Origin of the sequence: Kitasatospora sp. NPDC057904 (assembly GCF_042887925.1) — a bacterium.
Lineage (GTDB): Bacteria > Actinomycetota > Actinomycetes > Streptomycetales > Streptomycetaceae > Kitasatospora.
This window is the reverse complement of the sequence record NZ_JBHVOL010000001.1, coordinates 65649-88630: the sequence shown is the minus strand read 5'-3', so window position 1 is coordinate 88630 and position 22982 is coordinate 65649. Positions and strand designations below refer to the sequence as shown.

The following is a 22982-nucleotide window of genomic DNA, read 5'->3' as shown; positions in this document are numbered from 1 at the left end:
ACGGCCGGTTCGGCGGGTCATGGGTTCCGGTGCGGGGACGGCACGGGAACCGGGCACGTCGGCGAACGGCGAAGGGATGCCCGTTCAGCGCGCCGTCGAGGGCGCGCAGGGGGCAACAGGACTCCCTGGTGGGAGCGTTGGCGAACGAGGGGAAGGCCGCGACGGCCGGCCGGCGGACGGGGCGACCGCGCTGCCGAGGCAGGGTTCTGCGCCCCGGCCCGGTGATGCGGCTCCCGTCGTGGTTCCGGTGCGTCCGGTCGGCGGCGGTCGTGCTGTGCAGCGGTACGCCGAACTCGCCAGCCCCAGGCGAGGGTTGCTCAGCATTCACCGCATGACCACCGCCCTCGCCGGGTCGTCGGCGACGGCTGGCGGCAGCACTCCCGCCGCTACCGCGGCAACGCCCGCCCCGCCGGTGGTTCCGGCGACCTGGCCCCATGCGCTCAAGGCGCGGGCCGAGGGCCGGGCGGCGGATTTCGCGGACGGCGGGACCAATCGACCCTCCTCGCAGGCGAGTTCGGTGAGGCGAGGTGACGCGGAGGCCGTGCAGCGCTCGCGGTCGCGGGGTTCGTCGGGGGAGGACAGAGAGGAACGCGTGCCGGTCGGTCGCCCTTTGCCCTGGGAGCGTTCGGCCTCGGCCGGGGCTCCCGGCGAAACGGCGATGCCGGGCGGCCGGAGGGCGGCGGATGGCGCGGCCGATCCGGGCCGGCCGTCAGGTGGGCGCGGGGTCGTGGCGGCGGTTCAACGTCTGCGCTCCCGGGGTTCGTCGAGGTCGAGCGCCACTGTTCGCCCGCTGCCGCAACGGAGTTCGGACGTGCCCGGCGGCTCGACGGCTGTGCAACGATCGGGCTCCGCGCGCTCGCCGGAGCACGGTGACGATCGGCTGGCGCCACCGGGGAGTTCGACGCTTCCCGTTGTGGCTCCGGTCGCAGGCACACCTGCGGCGCTCCCGCCGAGCACCGCCACGAACACCCGCGAACCCGCCCCCGCACCGCGACCGACCCGCACCGACCTCGGTCCGTCGTCCGCCGCGGTGACCGGCCGGCGCCTCCCGCTGGTCCGGCCCGCGCCCGTCGCGGCCCCGGCGCTCCAGCGGTTGCCCTCGATCGCCCGGATCCCGCAGCCGTCCCCGGCGCAGCCGCCCGCAGCGCCGCCTCCGCCCGTCGTGCAGCGCACCCTGTCGGCCGCGCCCCCGTCGCCCGTCTCGGCGCAAGCGCTCCAACGGGTGGCCGGGCAGGCGGGTCTGTCCGGGGTGCCGCTGACCGCCGTGCCGGCGCGGAAGCCGACCACCGCCCAGGCGCCTTCACCCCCGTCGTCCCAAGCGGCCCCACCCGAGACGACCACCTCGGGCACCGCCGACCTCGACGACCTGGCCCGGCGCCTCGTCGAACCGGTGGGCCGCCTGCTGCGCACCGAGCTGCGCAGGGGCAGGGAGCGCGCCGGGAGGCCGTACGACATGCGCCGCTGAGCGGGTACGGCAGCAGGAAGCAGATCGCCGGAAGCAAACAGGGAACGGACCGATGACCGACAACATCTTCGCGAGCAGCGTGTTCTTCAGCCTGACCATCGGCGGCAACGACCTGGGCGACTTCGCCACCTGCTCGGGGCTCGGCGCGCAGGTGGAGATCGAGCAGTACGCGGAGGGCGGCAACAACGGGTTCGCGTGGCAGCTGCCGGGCCGGATCACCTGGTCGAACATCACGCTGACCCGCGCGGTCACCGCGGACACCGCGAAGATCGCGCGCTGGCTGGGGGAGATCGTCCGGAGGGTCGAGCCGAAGGACGGCGAGATCGTGGCGCTGCGGCCGGACCTGAGCCGGATCGTGGGCTGGCAGGTGCTCGGGATCGTCCCGGTGCGGTGGGAGGGCCCGTCCTTCGACCCTTCCAACTCGCAGGCCGCGATGGAGACCCTGGAGATCGCCCACGCGGGCCTGCGCCCGTCCTGACACGCGGCCCGAACCCGTCCCGTCCACCAGAGGAGCAGCAAGGATGTCCCCCGCGGTCCCCGCGAGCGTCACCCGGGCCCAACTGACCATCATGGAGCCCCCGTCCGCGGTCGGCGCCCAGCCCGGAGGGGCGATCGCGCGGCTTCCGCTGCAGTTCAACCCGGCGACCCTGGTGCTGCGCAAGACGACGGAGTGGCGGCGCACGCCGTCCCGGATGGCGGGCCAGTCGGCGCTGCCGGAGTTCGTCGGCAGCGGGCCGCGGTCGCTCTCCCTCGACGTGTTCCTCGACTCGACGGCGACGCACGACAACTCGGTGGAACGGGCGGTGGAGCAGCTGATGACGGCGTGCGTGCCCACCCCGACGAGCCTGGCGCGCAAGACGCCGGCCAGCCCGTGGATCCGGCTGGACTGGGGCACGTTGAAGACGACCTCGTTCAACGGGGTGCTGACCGGCCTCTCCGTCACCTACACGCTCTTCGATGTCGACGGCAATCCGCTGCGCGCGGTCTGCTCGCTCACGATCGACGAGGCCAGCGTCGACCCGGCCGGCCAGAACCCGACCTCGGGCTCGCCGGAGGCGCGCAGCACCCACCGGGTGATCGCGGGCGACACGCTGCCGCTGCTCGCCTGGCGCGCCTACGGGGACGCGACGGCCTGGCGCACGATCGCGGAGGCCAACGACATCGACGATCCGCTGGTCCTCGTCCCCGGCGCGGAGCTGATCGTGCCGGGGATCGACGAACTCACCCGGGGAGGGCGCGCGTGACGACCCCCGAGGCCCGGGGCGGCCGCCCGTTCGCCGCGGATCCCGTCGTCGAGGCGCCGGGGCCGCTGCCGCCGGCGTGGGCGGCGCAGCTGGTGTCCTGCGACATCGAGGAGAGCGTCGGCCTGCCCGACACCGCCGTCCTGACCTTCCGGGACGCCGACCACATGTTCCTCACCGCGACCGGGATCACCATCGGCACGAAGGTGCGGGTGTCGGTGGTCACCGTGCAGGGGCACACCCAGGTGCGGCTGTTCACCGGCGAGGTGACGGCGCTGGAGCTGGAGGTGGACACCACCGGCTCGTACACCGTGGTGCGGGCGTCGGCGGTCACGCACCGGCTGATGCGCGGGCGCCGGGTGAAGGCGTTCCGGAACATGACGACCGCCGACATCGTCCGCGAGGTCGCCGCGGGCGCGGGCCTGACCTGCGGGCGGGTGGACTCCTTCCCGGTCGTCCACCAGCAGCTCTCCCAGGCGAACGTCCCGGACTGGGAGTTCCTCCAGTTCCTGGCGCTGGAGAGCGGCGCGCAGGTGCGGGCCGATGACGACGGGCGGCTGGAGTTCGTCAAGCCCGAGCCCGCGTCCGGCGCGCCGGCGCCCTCCACGCCGGCGCCGCAGAGCCCGCTGGTCCTGGAGTACGGCCGCAACCTGCTGGAGCTGCGCGGCGTGCTGACGGGCGGCGCGGGCGCGGACACCGTCGAGGCGCGCGGCTGGAACGTGACGACCAAGAGCGCGCTGGTCGCCGCCGAGCCGTCGGTGACCTCCCTGACGGTGCAGCCGGGCCTGAGCCCCTCGGTGGCCGCGTCCGCCTTCGCGGGCCCGGCCCGGCTGACCGTCGCCGACACCCCGTACCGCACCCAGGCGGAGACGACGGCCGCGGCGCGCTCGCTGGCCGCCTCGGTGGCCGCCGGCTTCGGCGAGCTGGAGGCGGTCGTCGAGGGCAATCCGCGGCTGCGGGCGGGCACCGCGGTCGCCCTGGGGAACGTCGGCGCCGCCTTCTCCGGCCGCTACACCGCCACCGGGGTGCGCCACCTCGTCGAACCGTTCCGCGGCTACCGGACCACCGTCGTCGTCAGCGCGTCGCCCGACCGCTCCCTGGCCGGGCTGGCCACCGGCGGCAACGCGCCGCCGCGCGGGCCGCGGATGCCGGGCCTGGCCGTCGCGGTGGTCACCGACGTCCGCGAGCCGGGCGACGGGCGGCGCGGCTGGGTGAAGCTGAAGTTCCCCTGGCTGGACGACAGTTACGTGTCCGACTGGGTGCGCACCGTGCAGTGGGGCGGCCACGGGGGCGGCGGCGTGGTGAGCCCCGAGGTCAACGACGAGGTGCTGGTCGGCTTCGAACAGGGCGACCTGGACAGCCCCTACGTGCTCGGCGGACTCTACAACGGCGTGGACCGGCCCTCGCCGCACGACGTGCCGCTCGTCGACGCCGCCGCCGGGACGGTCAACCGCCGCTCCGTCGTGTCCCGTTCGGGCCACCGCCTGGAGCTGCTGGACGTGCCGGGCGGCACGTCCGGGGTCCGACTGGCGAGCGGGGACGGGAAGCTGGAGGTCAAGCTGGACCAGCAGAACGGCGAGATCGTGCTCACCGTCCACGGCGTGGGCGGCGCGGGGGGAAGCACGGTCCGCCTCTCCTCCTCCGGCATCACCCTCGACGCGGGCACCGGAGAGGTGAACGTGCGCGGCGGATCGGTGACCGTCCGCGGGACGACGGCCGTCACGGTGGACGGCGGGGCCGAAGCGGTCCTCAAGGGGGCGTTCGTGCGCATCAACTGACGGAACGTCATGGTCAGTAAACAGGCCCGCCGGATCCCGTCGGGCACCCTCGGATTGGAGACCGCACATGCCCCCCGCAGCCCGGACCGGCGACCCCACCGATCACGGCGGCGTCCTCGCCACCCCGCCGCCGGGCGCCATCGCCGTGGAGACCGTGCTGATCGGCGGCCGGCCCGCCGCCGTGGTCGGCAGCCTGCACGCCTGCGTCCCGCACGTGGAGATGGGCCCCGCCAACGTCGTCGAGCCCCAACTCGGCACGGTGACCAGGGGAGTGGTCCTCATCGGCGGCCTGCCCGCGGCCCGCATGGGCGACAAGACGACCTGCGGCGCCGCCGTCATCGCCGGCGCGTTCAACGTCCTGATCGGAGGCGTCGCATGACCGGCAACTTCATCGGCCGGGGCTGGGCCTTCCCGCTGCGCGTGAACGCCACCGGCGGCATCGGCATGGTCGACCGCGACCGGGAGCTCGCCGAGGCGATCCGGCTGATCCTCGGCACCGCCCCCGGCGAGCGGCCGATGCGCCCGGAATTCGGCTGCGGCATCCACGAGTACGTGTTCGCCCCCGGCGACAGCACCACCGCCGGACGGATCGCCCGCGAGGTGCGCATCGCCCTCGAACGCTGGGAACCGCGGATCGAGGTCGACGACGTCGCGATCGCCTTCGACAGCGTCGACGAGGGCACGCTCTACATCGACGTCCACTACACCGTGCGCGCCACCAACGACCGCCGCAACCTCGTCTTCCCCTTCTACACCATCCCGGAGTCACCCACGTCCGTCGACGGGAGCGTGCGCTGATGGCCCTGCCCTCCCCGAACCTGGACGACCGCCGCTTCCAGCAACTCGTCGACGAGGCCAAGCGGTACGTCCAGCAGCGCGCCCCCGAGTGGACCGACCACAACGTCTCCGACCCCGGCGTCACCCTCATCGAGACCTTCGCCTACCTCGTCGACCACCTGCTCTACCGGCTCAACCGGGTGCCCGAGAAGAACTACTCCGCCTTCCTCGACCTGCTCGGCATCCGGCTCTTCCCGCCCGCGGCCGCCCGCGCCGACGTCGACTTCTGGCTCTCCGCCGCGCAGCCCGAGACGGTGCTCCTGCGGGCCGGCACCGAGGTCTCCACGCTGCGCACCGAGACCGACGAGGCCGTGGTCTTCTCCACCGCCGAGGACCTCCCGATCGTCCCCAGCGCGCTGGAGCGCCTGGTCACCCTCTCCGCCTCCGGGGAACAGTCCGACGCCACGGACCGGCTGGCCGACGGGACGGACGTGCCGTGCTTCCAGCCGCGCCCCGAGGTCGGCGACGCGATGCTCTTCGCGCTGCCCGCCGTCGTGCCCCGCTGCATCCTGGTCGTCCGGCTCGACAGCCGGGTGGAGGGCGTCGGCGTCGACCCGCGCCAGCCGCCGCTGGCCTGGGAGGTGTGGGACGGCGCGCGCTGGAGCGCCTGCGAGACCGGCACCGACACCACCGGCGGCCTCAACCGGCCCGGCGAGGTGGTGGTGTTCGTGCCCGCCGGACACACCGCGTCGGTCGTCGCCGGGCGCCGGGCCGCGTGGCTGCGCTGCCGCGTCACCGAGCCCCGGCCCGGCCAGCCGTTCTACTCGGAGTCGCCGACCGTCCGCCGGGCCGAGGTGTTCACCGTCGGCGGCACCGCGACCGCCGTCCACGCCCAGACCGTCACCGGCGCGTCGCTCGGCACCTCCGAAGGCGTCGCCGGCCAGCACTTCCGGCTCGCCCGGCCGCCGGTCCTGCTCGACGGCGAACCGCCCGTCGTCGAGGCCTCGGCCGGCGACGGCTGGCAGCGCTGGACGGTCGTCGAGCACTTCGGCGACTCCGCACCGGCCGACCGGCACGTGGTGCTCGACGCGACCACCGGCGAGTTCCTCTTCCCGCCCGCCGTCCGGGAACCCGACGGCACCCTCCGCTCCTTCGGCGCGGTGCCGCCCAAGGGCGCCCACCTCCGGGTCCCGCACTACCGCACCGGCGGCGGGACGGCCGGCAACGTCGCCCGCGGCACGATCACCGTGCTGCGCAGCTCCGTCCCGTACATCGCCCGGGTGGACAACCGCGAGGCGGCCAGGGGCGGCGTGGACGGCGAGACCGTCGAGAACGCCAAACTGCGCGCCCCGCACCAGCTGCGGCTCCAGGAACGCGCCGTCACCGCCGGGGACTACGAGCTGATCGCCCGCCAGGCCGCGCCGTCCGCCGCCCGGATCACCTGCGTGCCCGGCGGTGGCGAGGCGGGTGCGGTCCGCGTGCTGGTGGTGCCCGACGCGGTCGCCGACGACGGCGACCGGCTGCGCTTCGAGCAACTGATCCCCGACGAACAGGTCCTGGCCGCCGTCGCGTCGGCCCTCGACGAACGGCGGCTGATCGGCACCCGGGTCGCCGTGCAGCCACCGACCTACCAGGGCGTCACGGTGGTGGCCCGGCTCACGACCCGCTCCGCGGATCCCGACCGCGTCCGGGACGCGGTGCTCGCCACGCTGTACCGGTACCTCAACCCGCTGCGCGGCGGCGCCGACGGCACGGGCTGGCCGTTCGGGCGGGCGGTGCAGTACGGGGAGGTGTTCGCCGTGCTCCAGCGGGTGGCCGCCGTCACGGGCGTGGAGGAGCTGCGGCTCTTCCCCGCCGACCCCATCACCGGCCGCCGGGGCGCGCCCGCCGAGCGGGTCGAGGTGCCGGCGGACGCGCTGGTCTTCTCCCACCAGCACCAGGTGGTGGTCACGGCGGTGGCCTCCGACGGCGGTGCGTCATGAGTGAGCGCAGCGAGCTCGTCATCAGAAGGTGCGCACGGGTCGAGGCCCCTGCCGAGCGGAGCGAGGCGGACGCATGACGCGTGCCGCCGTCCCGGGTCTGCCGAGCCCGCACCCCATCGGCGAACTGCTGCCCGCCCTCTTCGCCGACGACGACCTCGCCCAGCGCTTCACGGCCGGCCTGGACACCGTCCTCGCCCCCGTCTTCGCGACGCTGGACAACCTGCCCGCCTACTTCCGGCCCCGCCTCGCGCCGGCCGACTTCCTCGACTGGCTGGCGACCTGGGTCGCGGTGGACGTCGACCCGGCCTGGCCGGACGAGGTGCGCCGCGCGGTGGTCGGGCGCGCGATGGAGCTCCACCGCTGGCGCGGCACCCGGCGCGGGCTCGTCGAGCGGCTGCGGCTGGTGCTGGGCGCCGGCGCCGAGATCACGGACGGCGGCGGCGTCTCCTGGTCGACCGCTCCCGGCGCCGCCCTGCCGCCCGGCGGGGGCGGTGAGGTGCTCGTCCGGGTCTGGCCCCTGAACGGACCGGAACCGGACGCGGAGCAGGTGCTGGCCGTCGTCAGGGCCGGCTGCCCGGTCCACCTGAACTGCCGGGTGGAGATCCTGCCCGGTCCGCCGGGGCTGCCCGGACGAGCGGAGGGCTGACGGATGCCGGTGTGCCCCGAGTGCGGGACGGCCAACGGAGAGGGCGACGACTTCTGCGGCAACTGCGGTGCGTACCTGGGCTGGTCGCGCAGCGCCGCGGCGAAGCCCGCGCCTTCGACGGCGAGGCCCGCGCCTGGGCCCGGGCCCGCGAAGGCCGAGTCCGAGCCTTCACCCGGGCCTGCGCCCGCTGAGCCCGAGACGGCCCACACCGAATCCACCTGGCGGGCGGTGTCGCGACGGGTGACGCGCGCGAGGAGGGAGCAGCCGCCCGCCCCGCAGGCGGAGGCGCCGCTGCCGGTCCCCGAACCCGTCCCCGCCCCCGAACCGTCGCCGACCGTCGAACCGAAGCGCGCATCGACGTCGGACCCCGCTCCCGCTGTCCCGGCCCCGGCCCCGGCCCCTGCCCCTGCTCCGCAAGCCGACCCGGTCGCCGTCGAGCCCGCCAAACCCCTCCCGGCCCGCCCCGTCGTCCGCCCCTCCGCAGCCGACGAGCCCCCCGACGGCCCGCCCTGCCCCCGCTGCGGCACGCCCAACCTGCCCGACCGCCGCTTCTGCCGCCGCTGCGCCGCACCGCTGACCCCGACCGCGGCCGCACCGAAGCTGCCCTGGTGGCGCACCCGCTGGCCGTTCCGCCGCCGGACGCGGATCGGCGGCTCGGGCAACGCGCTGCGCCGCACCATCGCGCTGCTCGCCCTGGCCGCGCTCGTGATCGCGGCGATCCTGCTGTACCCGGCGGGCCGGCGGGCCTTCGAGGACGTGCGGGACAAGCTCGGCAGCACCGCCGCGATCGCCCCCTCCCGCACCACGGCGAGCGCCGCCGTCGAGGGCCACCCGGCGACGGCCGCCGACGACGGCCTCACCAACACCTACTGGGGAGCACCCGCGGTCGGGGACTCCATCACCTTCGACTTCCGCACCCCGTACCGGCTCGTCGACCTGATCGTCCACACCGGCGGCACCGCGGACCCGCAGCACTTCCAGGAGCAGGCCCGCCCCCTCGTCCTGGCCATGGACGTCACCTCGTCGGACGGCACCGTGCACCGCCGGCAGGTCACGCTCAACGACCAGCCGGGACCGCAGACCGTGGCGACCGGGATCAGCGACGTCACCCAGGTGAGGCTCACCGTCCAGGAGGCCGCCGGAACCGCCCCCGGCCGTCCCATCGCCCTGGCGGAGGTGGAGTTCTTCAAGCGCGCCTGAGCCCGTTCGCCCGCCTATGCCCCGCCGTCGTGCCCGGCCTGGTGGACGTACGGGGTCGTGGTGCTGAGAACCGCGAACCCGAGGCGCTGGAGGATGGGCCGGCTCTGGTCGCTCGCGTCGACCTGGAGGTAGCGGTAGCCGAGGTCGGCGGCGATCCGGGCGCGGTGGGCGACCAGGGCCCGGTAGATGCCCCGGCCCCGCCAGGCGGCGACCGTGCCGCCGCCCCAGAGGCCCGCGAACTCGGTGCCCGGGTACAGCTCCATCCGCGCCGAGCACACCGGCACTTCGCCGGCCATCGCGACCACCGTGCCGACCGTCCCGGGGTTCCGGTCGAGCCGGTCGAGCAGCCGCTGCCGCAGCCGGGCGCTGCTGGTGCCGAACGCCTGCTCGTGGACCTCGGCGACGAGGTCCACCCCGGCGGCGTCGGTCACCTGGCGCAGGTGCACGCCGTCGGGCAGCGCGGCATCGGTGGGCAGGTCCGCGATGGCGGCGACCATGACCGCCTCCTCCGGCTCCGGCGTGAACCCGGCGGCCCGCAACCGCCGCCCGAGGTCGTCGGGCCGGTCGTGTGCGTACGCCTTCCACTCGAACTCGAGCCCCCGCGCGGTGAAGTAGCGCACCTGTGCGGCGATCGCCGCGTCCGCGCCGGCCTCGTCGAGGTCCGACCAGAGCACGCCGTTCCAGTCGTGCGGTGCGCCGACCTGCCGGAGGACGCCGCCGTCCCGTTCGATCCGGGCACCGGCGCTGTCGGGCTTCGCCTCACGTCGCAGCCGGCGGTCGAACAGGGCGAGCAGTTCTCCATGATCCATCCGCCCACTCCAGCACGGCGCCGACGGGCGCGCCAACGCATTTCCGCCGGTCGGCGCCCATCTGCTCCGCTCCGCCCGCACCGCGGCCTCGTCGCTGATCGGAGGGCTCTCGCTCCGGCACGACGCCGCGTCCGGCGCCGGAAAATCCGCGGTCGTCCCCTGCTTCTTCTGCTTGGATGCGGCCATGAGCGCAGCGGGTCATGGGAGTTCGGCGGGGGACGTGGCGGCGGGCATGACGGCGTTCCGCGACGCGGTCGTCGCGTGGGCGGCCGGTGGGCCGGGTGCGGAACAGGCCCGGGAGCTGGCCGGGCGGTTGTCCGTCCGGGCGGCCGTGCTGCTCGAAGGACCGAGTGATGTCGCCGCCGTCGACGCGCTGGCCGCCGGCCGGGGGCGGGACCTCGCGGGGGAGGGGGTCTGCGTCCTGGCGATGGGCGGGGCGATGAGCGTGGGGCGGTTCGCCGCGCTGCTCGGGCCGGCCGGGCTGGGGCTCCGGCTGACGGGGTTGTGCGACGAGCAGGAGCGCGGCTACTACGACCGCGGCTGGGCGCGGGCCGGTGCCGATCCGCACGACGTCTTCGTGTGCGCGGCGGACCTGGAGGACGAGCTGATCCGCGCGCTGGGTGTGGACGCGGTGCGCGAAGTCGTGCGGGAGCAGGGCGACTCGCGCACCCTGGACGTGTTCCTGCGCCAGCCCGCGCAGCGGAGCCGCACCGCGCAGCAGCAGCTGCGGCGGTTCTTCGGCACGAAGAAGGGGCGCAAGATCCACTACGGCCGCGTCCTCGTCGAGGCCCTCGCGCCGGAGCGCGTGCCCGCCCCGCTCGCCGGGCTGTTCGCCGCCCTCCCGGCGCGCGAAACGTGCTGAGCGCCGGCGGTGTTCGCGCCGCCGCCGGACCGTAGGGCCTGGCGCGGCGGCCCCGGCGCCTGGCATGATCGGTGGCCCCGCACCACCCGACGGGTGTGTGCCTTCCCCTGAGAAGCAACGCGACGTGGATGAACGTCTCCGCAGAATCACCGCCGAACTGGCGAGGGTTCCCCGCCTGCCGGGCCGCGCGAAGTCCTTCGGCGAAGAGCGCCACGGCTTCCGCCTCGGCCCGCCGCTGACCGAGGACCGGGTCTCCGCCTTCGAAGCGCAGCACGGCGTCCGGCTCCCTGCGGCGTACCGGCGGTTCCTGACCGAGGTGGGCCACGACGGCGCCGGGCCGCACTACGGGCTGCTGCCGCTCCGGGCCTGGAACCAGGGCGGGTTGAGCAAGTCCGGCGACCTGGCCCGGCCGTTCCCGCTGCGCCCCACGACCCTCCGGGTCGGCCGGGGCTGGTGGGAGCGGCTGGGGAGCCCGAGGCCGCCGTTCGCCGGCACCATGGCCATCACCAGCCAGGGGTGCGGCTACCTGACCGTGCTCGTGGTCACCGGCCCGGCCCGCGGCCGGATCCTCAACATCGACCTCGACCCCCGGCGCGAGTCCTTCTTCAGCCCCGACACCGACTTCCTCGCCTGGTACGAGCGCTGGCTCGACGAGACCGCGGACGGACTGGACACCCACGGCTTCGAACTGTCCCTCCCCGGCACCGAGCCGACGCTCGCGGACACCCTCGCCGATTCCCCGGACCCCGACCTGCGCGCGGCCGCCGCCAGGACCCTCCGGCGACGCCCGCACCTCGCCCCCGCGACCAGAGCCGTCCTGCGCGCGACGGCCACCGCGGACCCGGAACCCGGGGTCCGGGCGACCGCGATCAGAGCCCTGAACGTCGCGCTCCCGGACGAGGAACTCCCGGTACTCCAGCGGGCCCTGACCGATCCGGCCGCCGAGGTCCGCGAAACCGCCGTCCGCGCCCTGGTCGGACGGGGGACGTCCTGGCACGCCCGGGCCCGCCGACTCCTGCGCGACGAGGACCCGGACGTGAGAAAGGCGGCCCTCAAGGCCCTGGAGGAGTCCCAGGTGCTGACCGAGGAGGACGTCCTGCCGCTGCGAGACGACACCGCGCCGTCCGTGCGGGCCGCGGCGATCAGCCACCTCTCCCGCCTCGACGCGCCCAGCGCCCCGGCCGTGGCCCGCGCGGCCCTCGCCGACCCCGATCCCGTCCCGCGCCACGCCGCGGTCGCCATCGGGATCAGGCGGCGGTGGCTGACGGAGCCCGACCTGCGACGGGTCGAGCACGACCCCGACGACCTGATCCGACGGCAGGTCGCCTCGGCACTGCGGCGGATGGCCGCGAGGTCCGCCGGGCCGACCTCCCCGCGAGCACGTCGGGAGGGTGGCCCTATGCTCGCGCCGTGACCCTGTACTTCGATCCCACGGCGGCCCTCGGCGAGGACCGCGAGGCGTTCCGGGGCCGCTGGGAGGACCGGCTCTGGCTCAACGTCCCCGGGCCCTTCTACGGCGCCGAGACCGACAACTGCTGGACGGGACGCCTCTCCGCGCCCGACCACGTCCTCTACGGGGGCACGTACCTCGCCGAGTACGTCTACCGGCAGCCCCGGACGGCGGCGGAGGCGGCCCGGCTGGTCGAGGCGGCGGAGTGCGATCCGTTGCTCGGGTACGGCTGCGACGGGGACGCGCACTGGACGCCGGACGCGGTCCGCGAGTGGTGGCGTGACCGCGACCGGATCACGGAGTACCTGTCCGAGCAGGACTGGAACGAGGCCGACTGGGCCGAGCAGGGCATCGCGGACGCCGTCCGGGACTACCGCTCGTACATCGACGGCGGCCTGGCGGGGGACCTGCGGATCTACCTCCACTGGCTGGAGGAGGGCAGGTCCCCCGCGCCCGGCGAAGCGCTGCCGGAGCTGTAGCGGCCGTCGGACCGCTCAAAGACGGAGGTGCGAAGCCCCGTTGAGGTCGAGGACCGTGCCGGAGGCCCACGTCGCCTCCGGGGAGGCGAGGTAGAGGACGGCGGCGGCGACCTCCTCCGGGGTGCCGACCCGGCCGAACGGGCTCTGCTCGCGCAGGGCCCGGCCGGACGGCCCGGTCAGGCGGTCGGCCACGCGGTCGGTGGCGGTGAAGCCGGGGGCGACCGACGTGACCGCGATGCCGTGCGGGGCCAGGGCGACCGCGAGGGACTGGCCGAGGGCGTGCAGGGCGGCCTTGCTCGCGCCGTACGCGGGGTGGTCCGGCTCGCCGCGGAAGGCGCCGCGCGAGCCGATCTGGACGATCCGGCCGGGCGCGCCCCGGGCGATCATGCGGCGGGCGACGCAGTAGCCGAGGTTCGCCGCGCCCAGCAGGTTGACGTCGACCATCCGGCGCCAGACCCGCTGCCAGTCCTCGTACGAGACCTCCGCCACCGGGTGGGCGTTGGCCGCCGAGGTGGCGACGGCGGCGTTGTTGACCAGGACGTCCACCCCGCCGAGCGCGCGCTCCGCGGTCGCGGCGATCCGCTCGGCCGCGTCCGGGTCGGCGAGGTCGCCGCCGACGACGACGTGCCCCTCGCCGGGCAGGGCGGCCAGCGTCGCCTCGGCCCGGGCGGCGTCCGAACCGTAGTGGACGGCGACGCGGTCGCCCCGGGCGGCGAAGGCGTGGGCCACGGCCCGGCCGATGCCCCGGGAGGCGCCGGTGACCAGCACGCCCCGCGCCGGGCTCGCCTGGCCTGTCTGGCCTGCCGGGCTCATCGGGCGAACATCCGGGACTCGTCGCGGAACGCCTTGAACTCCAGCGCGTTCCCGGCCGGGTCGTGCAGGAACATCGTCCACTGCTCGGCCGGCTGCCCGGCGAAGCGCAGCGTCGGCTCGATGACGAACGCGGTGCCGGCCTCCGTCAGCCGCCCGGCGAGCGCGTGGAACGCGTCGGTGCCCAGCACCAGCCCGAAGTGCGGCATGGGAACGGCGTGGCCGTCCACGGTGCCGTGTCCGGGGGCGTCCGGGCGGGGGCCGGACACGAGGTGCGTCACCAGCTGGTGGCCGTGGAAGTCCCAGTCGACCCAGTGGCCGGTCGAGCGGCCCTCCGGGAGGCCGAGCACACCGCCGTAGAACGCGCGGGCCCGGGCCAGGTCGTCGACCGGGATGGCGAGATGAAACGCAGGACGGGTCATGACCCCACCTTGATCCGCAGCATGTCCGGATGTCAACATTCGAACATGACGAATGAACCCCTGCGGAAGGCGGCCCGGCGCGGCCTCGCCGACGAGTGCGCGGACTCGGTGCGCGACGCGATCTTCGACGGGCGCTTCCCGCCCGGCGCCCCGCTGCGGGAGGTCGAACTCGCCGAGTCGCTGGGCGTGAGCCGCGGCGCCGTCCGCGAAGGCCTCGCGCAGCTCCAGCGCGAGGGGCTGATCCGCACGGGCTGGCACCGCCCGACCACCGTCGTCGAGGCGACCGCCGTCGACGTGGAGGAGGTCTACCGCGTCCGCGCCGCCCTCGACCGCCTGGCCGCCGTCACCGCGATGCGGCGCGCGACGCCGCAGCAGCTCGACACCCTCGACCGGCTCGTCGACGAGATGGCCGCCGAACTCGCCGCCGGAGCCGGCGTGCCGCGCCTGCTGGCCCTCGACATGGCCTTCCACGACCGGATCTACGAGGCCGCCGGCAACCGCCGCCTCACCGAGGCCTGGCAGGCCGTGCGCTCGCAGGTGTTCCTGTTCCAGCTGCAACGGGTGACCCTCGCCCGCGGCCAGTACCGCGCACTGGTCGTCGACGAGCACCGCGAACTCGCCGGGCTGCTCCGGGCGGGCGGCGCGGAGGACGTGCTCGACCGGCTCGCCGCGGAGCATGTGGACGTGGCGCGGCGCAGCCTGCTGGCGCTGCTCCCGGAGGCCGCCGAGCAGGGGTGAAGTGCCGTGAACCGCCCGCCAGCCGGCCTCCGGGCCGGTAACGTCCGTCGCGTACCCCGCATGGCAGTCGCAGGCCCGTCGAGAGGAACCACGGTGTCCCACTCCCCGCAGATCGACGTCGTCCGCCGCTTCTACGACGCCCGGGGCGACCTGGACGTCATCCGCTCCGTCGTCGCCGCGGACGCCCGCTGGGACGTGACGGAGGGCTTCCCCAACGGCGGCGTCCACGAAGGACTCGACCGCATCGTCGGCGACTTCTTCCCCTTCCTCGCCGACTTCAGCGAGTTCCGGTGCATCGGCGACGCCTTCTACGAGGACGGCGACCAGGTCATCGTTCTCGGCCGCTACGTCGGCACCACGACGAAGGGCAATCAGTTCACCTCCCGCTTCGCCCACTTCTTCACCCTCGCCGCCGGCCGCATCACCCACCTCCGCCAGACCTCCGACACCCTCCCCATCGCCCGCGCCCTGGAGAACTGACCCCCTGGCACCCTGTGGGAAGAGCTTCTCGTCGACCAGGAACGCGTTCTGGGCCCGCACCACCCCGACACCGTTGCCACCCGCGAGATCCTCGCCGCCGTCTCGTCGGCAGAGGGGCTTGGCTGGAGACGTCGGGGTGGGACAGCGCGATGATCTCGCGATGTCGAACGTCGCGGATGTGGGTGCCGCCCGAAGCGTGGGTCTCATGCTGAGCGCGATGGGCCGGTTGTAGAAGCAGCCGGGAGACTTCTCCGGCGAGCTCTACGTCGCCCACGCCTGCGGGAACGAGTCCGGGCTGGTGCCGTCCATCCGGAAAGACCCGCCACCCGCCGACCCGCCCTTCGGGCCGGAGAACCTCCGGCAGGCCGCTGGGCGCTTATGACAACAGCATTGACGTGTAAGGGCGCCCCCGGTTTCATGACTCGCACTTCCTCACCCCCACCCCCACGAGCAAGGCGGTGATCCGTTGGTACCGACGGTGAAGGACACGGGCAGCGGTCCGAGAACGGGTGCGAGCCGCGGCGCCATGCACAAATCCATCGGCCTGCTGGACGGAGCGGTGATCGCCGCGTCCAGTACGGCCGCCACCAGCAGCATCGGCATCGGCCTGGGCCTGATGGCCGGGGTCGTCGGCCTGCACCTGCCCGCGATCATGCTGCTGGCCTTCCTGCCCGTGCTCGCCATCGCCGGTGGCTACGGGCGGCTGAACGCGGTCGAACCGGACGCCGGCAGCAGCTACCGCTGGGTGGGCCGGACCCTCAGTCCCTGGCTGGGCTTCCTCACCGGCTGGGTGAACACCGTCGGCACGGTGGTCTTCATGGCCTACACCACCACCGTCACCGGCTCGGCGGTCATCCAACTCCTGGACGAAGCGCACCTGCGCAGCATCGCCGGCCTGCGCCTGGACGCCGACTCCACCGTCCAGTGCACCCTGCTCGGCCTCGTCGTCCTGATCGGCGCCGCACTCGTCGCGGTGCGCGGGCTCGACCTCGCCGCCCGGCTGCAGAAGGCGCTACTGGTCTTCGAGTACCTGGTGCTGCTCGGCTTCTGCGGGTACGGGCTGTTCGCGGGTGACCAGCCGTTCTCGGTCCAGTGGTACAACCCGTTCGACATCCCCTCCTTCGGCGCGGTGGCACAGGGCATGGTGTTGGCGGTGTTCTGCTACTGGGGCTTCGAGTCGGTGTTCAGCGTGGGCGAGGAGGTGCGCGATCCGCGCGACGCCTCCCGAGGCGGCTTCCTGGCCCTGGTGGTGATGATGCTGCTCTTCCTGCTGGCCGGCACCGCCTTCCAACGGGTCCTCCCGCTCGGCGAGTTGGCCGACAACGGCGCGCACGGACTGACCTACTTCGGCACCCGGCTCGCCCACCAACCGCTGGCCGCACTGCCGTTGATCGCGCTGACGTTCTCCGCCGTGGCCTCGCTGCAGTCCTCGGTGATCCCGACCGCGCGCGGGATGTACGCGATGGGCCGCGACGGCGTGCTCGGCCCGGTCTGGACCCGGCTGCACCGCAAGCACGCCACCCCCGCCGTCGGTACCCTGCTGATCACCGGCGTCGCCGTCCTGCTGGCCCTCGCCTCGATCGCCATCCCGACCGTCAACGACCTGATCTCGGCCGCCGTCAACGCGATCGGCGTCATCGTCGCGCTCTACTACGCGCTCACCGCCGTCGCGGCCGCCGTCCGCTTCCGCCAACTGTTGCGCACCGACCCGCTGCAGGGGCTGCGCGCCGTGGTCGGTCCGCTGCTCGGCGCGGCGGCGCTGCTCGCCGTCGGCGGCTACCTGGCCTGGACTTTCTACGACTCCGCCGACCACTTCGAACTCTCCGCCGACAACGGCTGGTTCGAGCTGACCGTCGTGGTGCTGATGGTCGTCACCGGACTCCCGTCGGCGGCTTGGGCCCGCTGGCGGCGCCGCTCGCCGTACTTCCAACACCCCACGCCCTGAGCGATTCCCGCACGACCGACACACAGCACACAGCGCACAACGCGCAACACGCAACACGCAACCCGAGAACGGAGCACCACCCATGACCCAGGCCGATCTGGTCTTCACCCGCGGCCCCGTCCACACCGGCGACGCCGCCCGCACCCGGGCGACCGGCCTGGCCGTGACCGGCGAGCGGATCACCGCCGTCGGGCACGACGAGGTCCGCGGATTGATCGGGCCGAAGACCGAGGTCGTCGACCTCACCGGCAAGCTGCTGCTGCCGGGCTTCCAGGATGCCCATGTCCACGCCGTGTACGGCGGCGTCGAGTTGGCCGCCTGCGACCTCACCGGCACGGTCGGTGCGGCCGAGTGCCTGGAGCGGATCCGTGCCTACGCCGAGGCCAACCCCGGACCGGCGTGGATCACCGGCAGCGGCTGGTCGCTGGAGAGCTTCGACGGTGGACGGCCGACCAGGCAGCTGCTCGACTCCGTCGTCCCGGACCGCCCGGTCTTCCTCACCAACCGCGACCACCACGGCGCCTGGGTCAACACCCGGGCCCTCGAACTGGCCGGCCTCACCCGGGACACCCCCGACCCGGCCGACGGCCGGATCGAGCGCGAGGGCGACGGCACGCCCAGCGGCACGCTCCAGGAGGGCGCCACCGCCCTGGTCGCCCGGCTGGTGCCGGCCGCCACCACCGCCGAGCGGGTGGACGGCCTGCTGCGGGCACAGCGCCTGCTGCACTCGCTCGGCATCACCGGCTGGCAGGACGCCCTGCTCGGCGAGTTCAACGGCCAGCCGGACCCCTCCGACGCCTACCTGGCCGCCGCCCGCTCCGGCGCCCTGACCGCCCGGGTGACCGGTGCGCTCTGGTGGGACCGCGACCGGGGCGCCGAACAGATCCCCGAACTGGTGGCGCGAAGGAGCGAGTTGACCCACGGCCGGTTCCGGGCCGGCTCGGTGAAGATCATGCAGGACGGCATCGCGGAGAACTTCACCGCCGCGATGACCAGCCCCTACCTGGACGGCTGCGGCTGCGCCACCGCCAACTCGGGCCTCAGCTTCGTCGATCCGGCCGCACTGCGCGGGTACGTCACCGAACTCGACGAGCTCGGCTTCCAGGTGCACTTCCACGCCCTCGGCGACCGCGCTGTCCGCGAGGCCCTGGACGCCGTCGAGGCCGCCCGCACCGCCAACGGATGGCGCGGCACCCGCCACCACCTCGCCCACCTCCAGGTGGTCCACCCGGACGACATCCCCCGCTTCGCCCGGCTCGGCGCGATCGCCAACGTCCAGCCGCTGTGGGCCGCCCACGAACCGCAGATGGACGAGCTGACCATCCCCTTCCTCGGCGCCGAACGCGCCGCCTGGCAGTACCCGTTCGGCGCGCTCCAGCGCGCGGGCGCCACGCTGGCGGCGGGCAGCGACTGGCCGGTGAGCAGCCCGGATCCGCTGGCCGGCCTGCACGTGGCGGTCAACCGGATCACGCCGGAGGCCACCGACGGCCGGATCTTCCTGCCCGAGCAGCGCCTCGACCCGGCCTCCGCCCTCGCCGCCTACACGGCCGGAGCCGCCCACGTGAACGGGCACGACGACGCCGGCACCCTGGCCGTCGGACACCTCGCCGACCTGGTCGTCCTCGACCGCGACATCCTGACCGGCCCCGCCGGGGAGATCGCCGACGCCCGGGTGCTGCGGACCTACGTGGGCGGCGAACTCGTCCACGCGGCGGGCTGAACGGGGCCGGCCGAACGGGGCCGGCTGAACGAGGCCGGCCGAACGCGGCGCAGGCCGCCGTCGCCGGGCGGGGGGCGCTCGGCGACGGCGGCCTGCGGTGGGTGCGGGCTCCGGCCGGGCCCAAGTGCCAGCCGGCGATGCTCGGGCCGAAGCGATCCGGCGTGCGCAGCCACGGATTGGGCTGCCCGGCGCCGGCGCCGGCACGCGTGAGTGCCCACTGGGCGATGCCCATGGTGATCGACCGGGCCGGCTCGGGCGGGAACGGAAGTGGCCTGCGGCGCTCCGGCTCCAGGGCGGTGCGATCAGTCCGGGCTCCGGCCGGCAGGTCGGGCATCGATTCTGCGCCGAAGCGGGCGGCGCCGACGCCGAGACCGCCGCCGCGATCGCCGCCGACCTGTCCGTGGCCCGCCGCGGGTCCGGTGCGCCGCCGGCCCGAGGGTGGAGCGGCGCGGCCGTGTTTAGCGGATCGCCGTGAGGCGGGCCTCTGCGGCGTCGAGGAGGAGGTCGAGCGCGTACGGGTAGCCGCTGTGGCGCATGTCGTCGGCGAGGAGGTCGGCGGTGGCGGCGATGTGCGGGTGGGTGGTGGCGTCGACGCGGGCGTAGGAGGCCTGCCAGACCTGCAGGTCCGCCGCCTGGGACACCGCGGGCAGGGCGAGGGCGGCGGCGTCGAGGGCGGCGAAGCCCAGGCTCTGGTCGACGAAGGCGTGGTAGAGGCGGACGGCCTCGGGGTCGGGGAAGCCCGCGGTGCGCAGGACGCCGAGTATGGTCTCGACGGCGGCGATCTCGTGGGTGCGGCCGGTGGTGCGGTGGGCGGCGAGCAGGGCGGCCTGCGGGTGGGTCTGGTAGGAGGAGTGGATGCGCAGGCCGATGGCGCGCAGGTCGGCCCGCCAGTCGCCGGTGGGCTGCCAGCCGGCCTGGGCGCGGCCGATGAGCTCGTCGGTGATGGCCAGCAGCAGGTCGTCGGTGCTGTGGAAGTACCGGTAGACGGCGCTCGGGTCGGCGCCGAGAGCGGCGCCGAGCCGGCGGGCGGTGAGCGCGTCGGCGCCGTGCTGCCCGATCAGCCGCAGCGCCGTGTCGACGATGAGCTCCTGGGAGAGCACCACGCCCTGTTTGGTGGGCCGACGCCGTCGGCGCTGGGGCTCGGGCACCACGCGTTCGCTCATGCCCGGATCCTATGTCGGCATGGTTGTCGTAGGAGCGGGGAGACGCGGATCTCCGGCAGGGCCGGACCGCACGCGCCGGTGCGCTCCCGACTACCGCTCCCCAGGGCCGCCATCGGCAGTTCGACACCCCGCTCGCCGTGATCGATGCCGGCGAGATCTCCCTCGCTCACACCCGGCAGGAGCTCCCGTCGGCCATCACGGCGGTCTTCGCCACCACCACCGGAGACATCCGCGCCGACGCCCGCGCCGACGACGTCTCCGTTCCCCAGCGGTCACAGAGCGTCGCAACTCCATGATCAACGGGACCTGTGCCCACCTTGTCGCCGGGGCTCCCGATGCCGCCAATCCGCGGGCGTTCTTCAACACCGCCTCTCGGCTGACGATCGTCCCGACAATTGAGGGCGCAGTCCGTCGCCGGCATCCAGCCGTTGTCTACGCTCCCGCACCGCTGCGCGGCCAGGCCCCGGCCGACCTTCGGCAGGACTTCCACCCTGCCGGCCTCGGCCTGGCTACCTGGCCGCCTCCGCCAGCAGCGCCTCCAGGGTTGGCTCCGCCAGCCCCCTCAGCAGGTGGCCCTGCCCGGGGAGCAAGCACACGGTGGCGTGTGGGGCCAAGCGCTGGAGTCGGCGGGCGGTGTGCTGGGAGTCGAGGAGGCGGTCCCGGGCGCCGAGCGTGGCGTGGACGGGCATCGGGAGGGCCGCCAGCGCGGCGTCGTCGATGACGGGGATCCGTTCGCGCCGGGGGCGGAAGTGGCGGTGGATCAGGAGGACGGCCTCGCCGAAGGCGTGCTCCCTCGCGGTGGTGGGCGGTAGCGGGCCGAGTGCCAGTTTCAGCATCGTGCGCCGCCCCCACCGGCCGAGTGGCAGGAGCAGCAGCGAGGCCGCGAGTACGGCCGTCTTCTGGCGGCCGATGCCGCTGGGGCAGCGCAGGACGAGCCGCTCGACCCGCTCCGGGCGCCGGACGGCGTAGTCGAGGGCGAGCCACCCGCCGAGGGACGTGCCGACGAAGGCGGCGCGGTCGACGCCCAAGCGGTCGAGGACGTCGTCGAGCCACAGGGCGTGGGCGTCCGAGGCCAGTGGAGGTCGGGCGGAGGCGCTCAGGCCGGGTTCGCCGATGACGTCGACCGCCAGGATCCGGAAGTGCGGGGCCCAGCACGCGACGTCCTCGGCCCACATGGCGGAGTTCGCCCCGGAGCCGTGCAGCAGCACGAGGGGCGGCGCGTCGGGCGGCCCGCTCGCCACGACGAAGGTCCGGCCCTGGCGCGTGGGGATGTCCAAGTACCGGGCGGGGACAGGCCATCGGTCGAGCAGGGCGGTGTACTGCCGCGCGAGGACGCGAGCGCCCTCGGCGGACTTGTAGATGTCTGGGTGAGTCATGGTGTGTACTTAAACATACCTATTAAAGGTCTCGATAGGGAATTTTAGGGAGTGATGCGTCGGCTCCCGATCGTCCTCGCGAGGAGCTTGGCCAGCGCCGGCCCGTGCTCGTAGGCGAGCGGGGCGAGGTCGGGTGGCAGGACGAAGCCGTCGGGCAGGCGGCGGTAGGCGTCGGCGATCTGCTGGTGGTACGCGTCGGCAAGGGCCCGGGGCCAACTGCCGCTCAGGGGTGGGCGCATGCGGGACTCGGCGGTCAGGGCGTGGTGGTGGGCGGCGGCTTCGGCGACGGCCTCGTCGGCCGTCCAGTCGGCGATCGGGGTGCGGTCGGGTCGCCAGGGTGCGAGCCACGCGCTCGGCGCGGCGCCGAGGATCTCGGCGGCGAGCTCCCGGGCGATCAGCGGGGAGCCGTGCAGGCCGTCGCGGTGGGTTCCGGTGAGCAGCCAGAGGCCGGGGCGGCCGGTCGGGCCGATCAAGGGGTGTCCGTCGAGGCCGATGGGGCGGTTGCCGTGGTGGACGTGGAGCAACCGGGCGGTGGCCAGGCCGTGGTGGAGCTGGCCGAGGGCTGCGTCGAGGAGGAACCGCAGGGCGCCCGGGGTCGGGTGGGTGCCGGGGGCGAGGGCCGGGTTGGCGGACGCGCCGACGTACCAGGTGCCGTCGGCCTGGGGGACGGCGTGCAGGCCGCACGCGTAGGCCCGGTTCGGGGTGCGCAGGACGGTGGGGAGGGCGGCGGGGGCGGTGAGGGTGACGGCCGTGCCCTCCGTGCAGACGACGGGCAGCAGCGTGAGGTCCGGGTCCAGCTCCTCGACCAGTTGCGTCGTCCAGGCTCCGGTGGCCAGGACCATGATGCGTGCGGTGGCCCGGAGTTCAGGGGTGTTCAGGAGGTAGCCGTCCCGGTGGGGGAGCGGCCGTCCCGCGGGCAGGGGCACGACGTTCGGCAGCGCGGCGAGGGCGGCGTCCAGGGTCTCCAGCCAGCGGTGGGCGTCGAGGAAGGCCTCGTCCGGCAGGTGCAGGGCGCGCAGCGGACGGTCGTTGTCGAGTGCGGAGACGCCGGGCACCTCCAGCGGGTCGACTTCCTCCACCGGCAGCCCGTGTTCGGCGCCGGCGCGGCCGATCGCGCCGAGGGACTGCTGGTCGAGCGTCGAGCCGACGGCGTTGAGCAGGACGAACGTGCCCCGACCGAAGCCGTCCGTCGGCGCGGCGCTCCCCGCGAGCGCCCGCACCCGTCGGCGCCAGGCGGGCCAGCGCCGCCCGGCCTCGACAGCGAGGTCGACCCGCAGGCGCCCGTGGGCGGTGCGGAGCGCGCCCGCCGTCACCTCGCCGAGCACGCCGAGCATCGCCCCCGCCGCCGGTGACGCCGCCGCCTGCGACGCCCCCGCCGCCTGCGACGCACCGGGCCAGCCGGGCCCGCCGGGCCCGGACAGGCCCACCCGCAGGGCGGGTTCGGCCTCGGCCAGCGCCAGTGCGAGCGAGCGCCCGAGGACGCCCGCGCCCACCACGATCACGTCGAGCACCTGTTCCTGCACGTGTGTCTCCTCCTCGGCTGTCGGTCATCCCCCGTCGCCCTACCCGCACCAGCCCCACCGCACGGGGGCGACGGGCGAAAACCCTTTGTCCGTACGGGCGGTGCGGGCGGAAGGTG

General features: G+C 74.6%; 23 protein-coding genes. 17 read left to right on the top strand and 6 right to left on the bottom strand.

Annotated elements, in window-relative coordinates:
• Positions 1 to 913 precede the first annotated feature (913 nt).
• The 9 genes from ACFVSN_RS00450 (at position 914) to ACFVSN_RS00410 (ending at position 9089) form a co-directional block, all read left to right on the top strand.
• A complete protein-coding gene (locus tag ACFVSN_RS00450; protein ID WP_387593858.1) occupies positions 914 to 1465 on the top strand; it encodes a hypothetical protein in 552 nt (183 codons plus the stop codon).
• 52 nt (positions 1466 to 1517) lie between these two features.
• Positions 1518 to 1943 carry a phage tail protein gene (locus ACFVSN_RS00445; RefSeq protein ID WP_380438656.1) on the top strand — a complete coding sequence of 142 codons (426 nt, stop codon included), beginning with the start codon at positions 1518 to 1520 and terminating at the stop codon, positions 1941 to 1943.
• A 43-nt stretch (positions 1944 to 1986) separates the two neighbouring features.
• Positions 1987 to 2709, top strand: a complete 723-nt coding sequence (locus tag ACFVSN_RS00440; protein ID WP_380438658.1) for a LysM peptidoglycan-binding domain-containing protein — start codon at positions 1987 to 1989, stop codon at positions 2707 to 2709.
• Complete coding sequence (locus tag ACFVSN_RS00435) at positions 2706 to 4484, top strand: VgrG-related protein (RefSeq protein ID WP_387593856.1); 1779 nt, start codon at positions 2706 to 2708, stop codon at positions 4482 to 4484. The genes ACFVSN_RS00440 and ACFVSN_RS00435 overlap by 4 nt, the downstream gene beginning before the upstream one ends.
• A gap of 67 nt (positions 4485 to 4551) precedes the next feature.
• Positions 4552 to 4863, top strand: coding sequence for a PAAR domain-containing protein (locus ACFVSN_RS00430; protein WP_380438662.1), 312 nt, complete (start codon positions 4552 to 4554; stop codon positions 4861 to 4863).
• A complete protein-coding gene (locus tag ACFVSN_RS00425; protein WP_380493280.1) occupies positions 4860 to 5282 on the top strand; it encodes a GPW/gp25 family protein in 423 nt (140 codons plus the stop codon). Before ACFVSN_RS00430 ends, ACFVSN_RS00425 begins: the two co-directional genes overlap by 4 nt.
• Positions 5282 to 7243 (top strand): putative baseplate assembly protein, encoded by a 1962-nt coding sequence (locus tag ACFVSN_RS00420; protein WP_380493278.1) that lies wholly within the window; start codon positions 5282 to 5284, stop codon positions 7241 to 7243. Before ACFVSN_RS00425 ends, ACFVSN_RS00420 begins: the two co-directional genes overlap by 1 nt.
• A 73-nt stretch (positions 7244 to 7316) precedes the next feature.
• Complete coding sequence (locus ACFVSN_RS00415; RefSeq protein WP_380438668.1) at positions 7317 to 7889, top strand: phage tail protein I; 573 nt, start codon at positions 7317 to 7319, stop codon at positions 7887 to 7889.
• A gap of 3 nt (positions 7890 to 7892) precedes the next feature.
• Positions 7893 to 9089: an NADase-type glycan-binding domain-containing protein gene (locus ACFVSN_RS00410; RefSeq protein ID WP_387593853.1), complete on the top strand. Its 1197-nt coding sequence runs from the start codon at positions 7893 to 7895 to the stop codon at positions 9087 to 9089.
• A 14-nt stretch (positions 9090 to 9103) separates the two neighbouring features.
• Here ACFVSN_RS00410 and ACFVSN_RS00405 read toward each other — a convergent pair whose 3' ends face one another.
• Entirely contained in the window at positions 9104 to 9898 is a 795-nt protein-coding gene (locus tag ACFVSN_RS00405; RefSeq protein WP_380493275.1) for a GNAT family N-acetyltransferase, read from the bottom strand.
• 184 nt (positions 9899 to 10082) lie between these two features.
• On the opposite strand from ACFVSN_RS00405, the gene ACFVSN_RS00400 reads away from it, so the two are divergent.
• The 3 genes from ACFVSN_RS00400 to ACFVSN_RS00390 all read left to right on the top strand — a co-directional run bounded on the left by ACFVSN_RS00400 (position 10083) and on the right by ACFVSN_RS00390 (position 12689).
• Complete coding sequence (locus ACFVSN_RS00400) at positions 10083 to 10760, top strand: TOPRIM nucleotidyl transferase/hydrolase domain-containing protein (RefSeq protein ID WP_387593851.1); 678 nt, start codon at positions 10083 to 10085, stop codon at positions 10758 to 10760.
• A gap of 124 nt (positions 10761 to 10884) precedes the next feature.
• Complete coding sequence (locus ACFVSN_RS00395) at positions 10885 to 12174, top strand: HEAT repeat domain-containing protein (RefSeq protein WP_387593849.1); 1290 nt, start codon at positions 10885 to 10887, stop codon at positions 12172 to 12174.
• The gene (locus ACFVSN_RS00390) at positions 12171 to 12689 is read left to right on the top strand and encodes a ferredoxin (RefSeq protein WP_387593847.1); all 519 of its coding nucleotides are present in this window, start codon (positions 12171 to 12173) and stop codon (positions 12687 to 12689) included. Before ACFVSN_RS00395 ends, ACFVSN_RS00390 begins: the two co-directional genes overlap by 4 nt.
• A 15-nt stretch (positions 12690 to 12704) precedes the next feature.
• Here the strand turns inward: ACFVSN_RS00390 and ACFVSN_RS00385 are convergent, their stop codons facing one another.
• On the bottom strand, positions 12705 to 13502 hold the full coding sequence (locus ACFVSN_RS00385) for an SDR family NAD(P)-dependent oxidoreductase (RefSeq protein ID WP_387593846.1): 798 nt from the start codon (positions 13500 to 13502) through the stop codon (positions 12705 to 12707).
• Positions 13499 to 13921, bottom strand: coding sequence for a VOC family protein (locus ACFVSN_RS00380; RefSeq protein ID WP_387593844.1), 423 nt, complete (start codon positions 13919 to 13921; stop codon positions 13499 to 13501). Before ACFVSN_RS00380 ends, ACFVSN_RS00385 begins: the two co-directional genes overlap by 4 nt.
• Before the next feature lie 45 nt (positions 13922 to 13966).
• Here ACFVSN_RS00380 and ACFVSN_RS00375 point away from each other — a divergent pair, with 45 nt between their 5' ends.
• The 4 genes from ACFVSN_RS00375 (at position 13967) to ACFVSN_RS00360 (ending at position 18804) form a co-directional block, all read left to right on the top strand.
• A complete protein-coding gene (locus ACFVSN_RS00375) occupies positions 13967 to 14659 on the top strand; it encodes a GntR family transcriptional regulator (protein ID WP_387593842.1) in 693 nt (230 codons plus the stop codon).
• Positions 14660 to 14752: 93 nt separating this feature from the next.
• On the top strand, positions 14753 to 15139 hold the full coding sequence (locus ACFVSN_RS00370; RefSeq protein WP_387593840.1) for a nuclear transport factor 2 family protein: 387 nt from the start codon (positions 14753 to 14755) through the stop codon (positions 15137 to 15139).
• A 526-nt stretch (positions 15140 to 15665) separates the two neighbouring features.
• A complete protein-coding gene (locus ACFVSN_RS00365) occupies positions 15666 to 17084 on the top strand; it encodes an APC family permease (RefSeq protein ID WP_387593838.1) in 1419 nt (472 codons plus the stop codon).
• A gap of 82 nt (positions 17085 to 17166) precedes the next feature.
• Positions 17167 to 18804, top strand: a complete 1638-nt coding sequence (locus ACFVSN_RS00360; protein ID WP_387593837.1) for an amidohydrolase — start codon at positions 17167 to 17169, stop codon at positions 18802 to 18804.
• Between the two features lie 458 nt (positions 18805 to 19262).
• Here the strand turns inward: ACFVSN_RS00360 and ACFVSN_RS00355 are convergent, their stop codons facing one another.
• Positions 19263 to 19967 carry a TetR/AcrR family transcriptional regulator gene (locus tag ACFVSN_RS00355; protein WP_387593835.1) on the bottom strand — a complete coding sequence of 235 codons (705 nt, stop codon included), beginning with the start codon at positions 19965 to 19967 and terminating at the stop codon, positions 19263 to 19265.
• A gap of 137 nt (positions 19968 to 20104) precedes the next feature.
• On the opposite strand from ACFVSN_RS00355, the gene ACFVSN_RS00350 reads away from it, so the two are divergent.
• Positions 20105 to 20263 carry a hypothetical protein gene (locus tag ACFVSN_RS00350; protein WP_387593833.1) on the top strand — a complete coding sequence of 53 codons (159 nt, stop codon included), beginning with the start codon at positions 20105 to 20107 and terminating at the stop codon, positions 20261 to 20263.
• Between the two features lie 213 nt (positions 20264 to 20476).
• Here ACFVSN_RS00350 and ACFVSN_RS00345 read toward each other — a convergent pair whose 3' ends face one another.
• Both ACFVSN_RS00345 and ACFVSN_RS00340 read right to left on the bottom strand, forming a co-directional pair.
• Entirely contained in the window at positions 20477 to 21343 is an 867-nt protein-coding gene (locus tag ACFVSN_RS00345; protein ID WP_387593831.1) for an alpha/beta fold hydrolase, read from the bottom strand.
• Positions 21344 to 21387: 44 nt separating this feature from the next.
• On the bottom strand, positions 21388 to 22866 hold the full coding sequence (locus tag ACFVSN_RS00340; RefSeq protein WP_387593829.1) for an NAD(P)/FAD-dependent oxidoreductase: 1479 nt from the start codon (positions 22864 to 22866) through the stop codon (positions 21388 to 21390).
• Between the last annotated feature and the right edge of the window lie 116 nt (positions 22867 to 22982).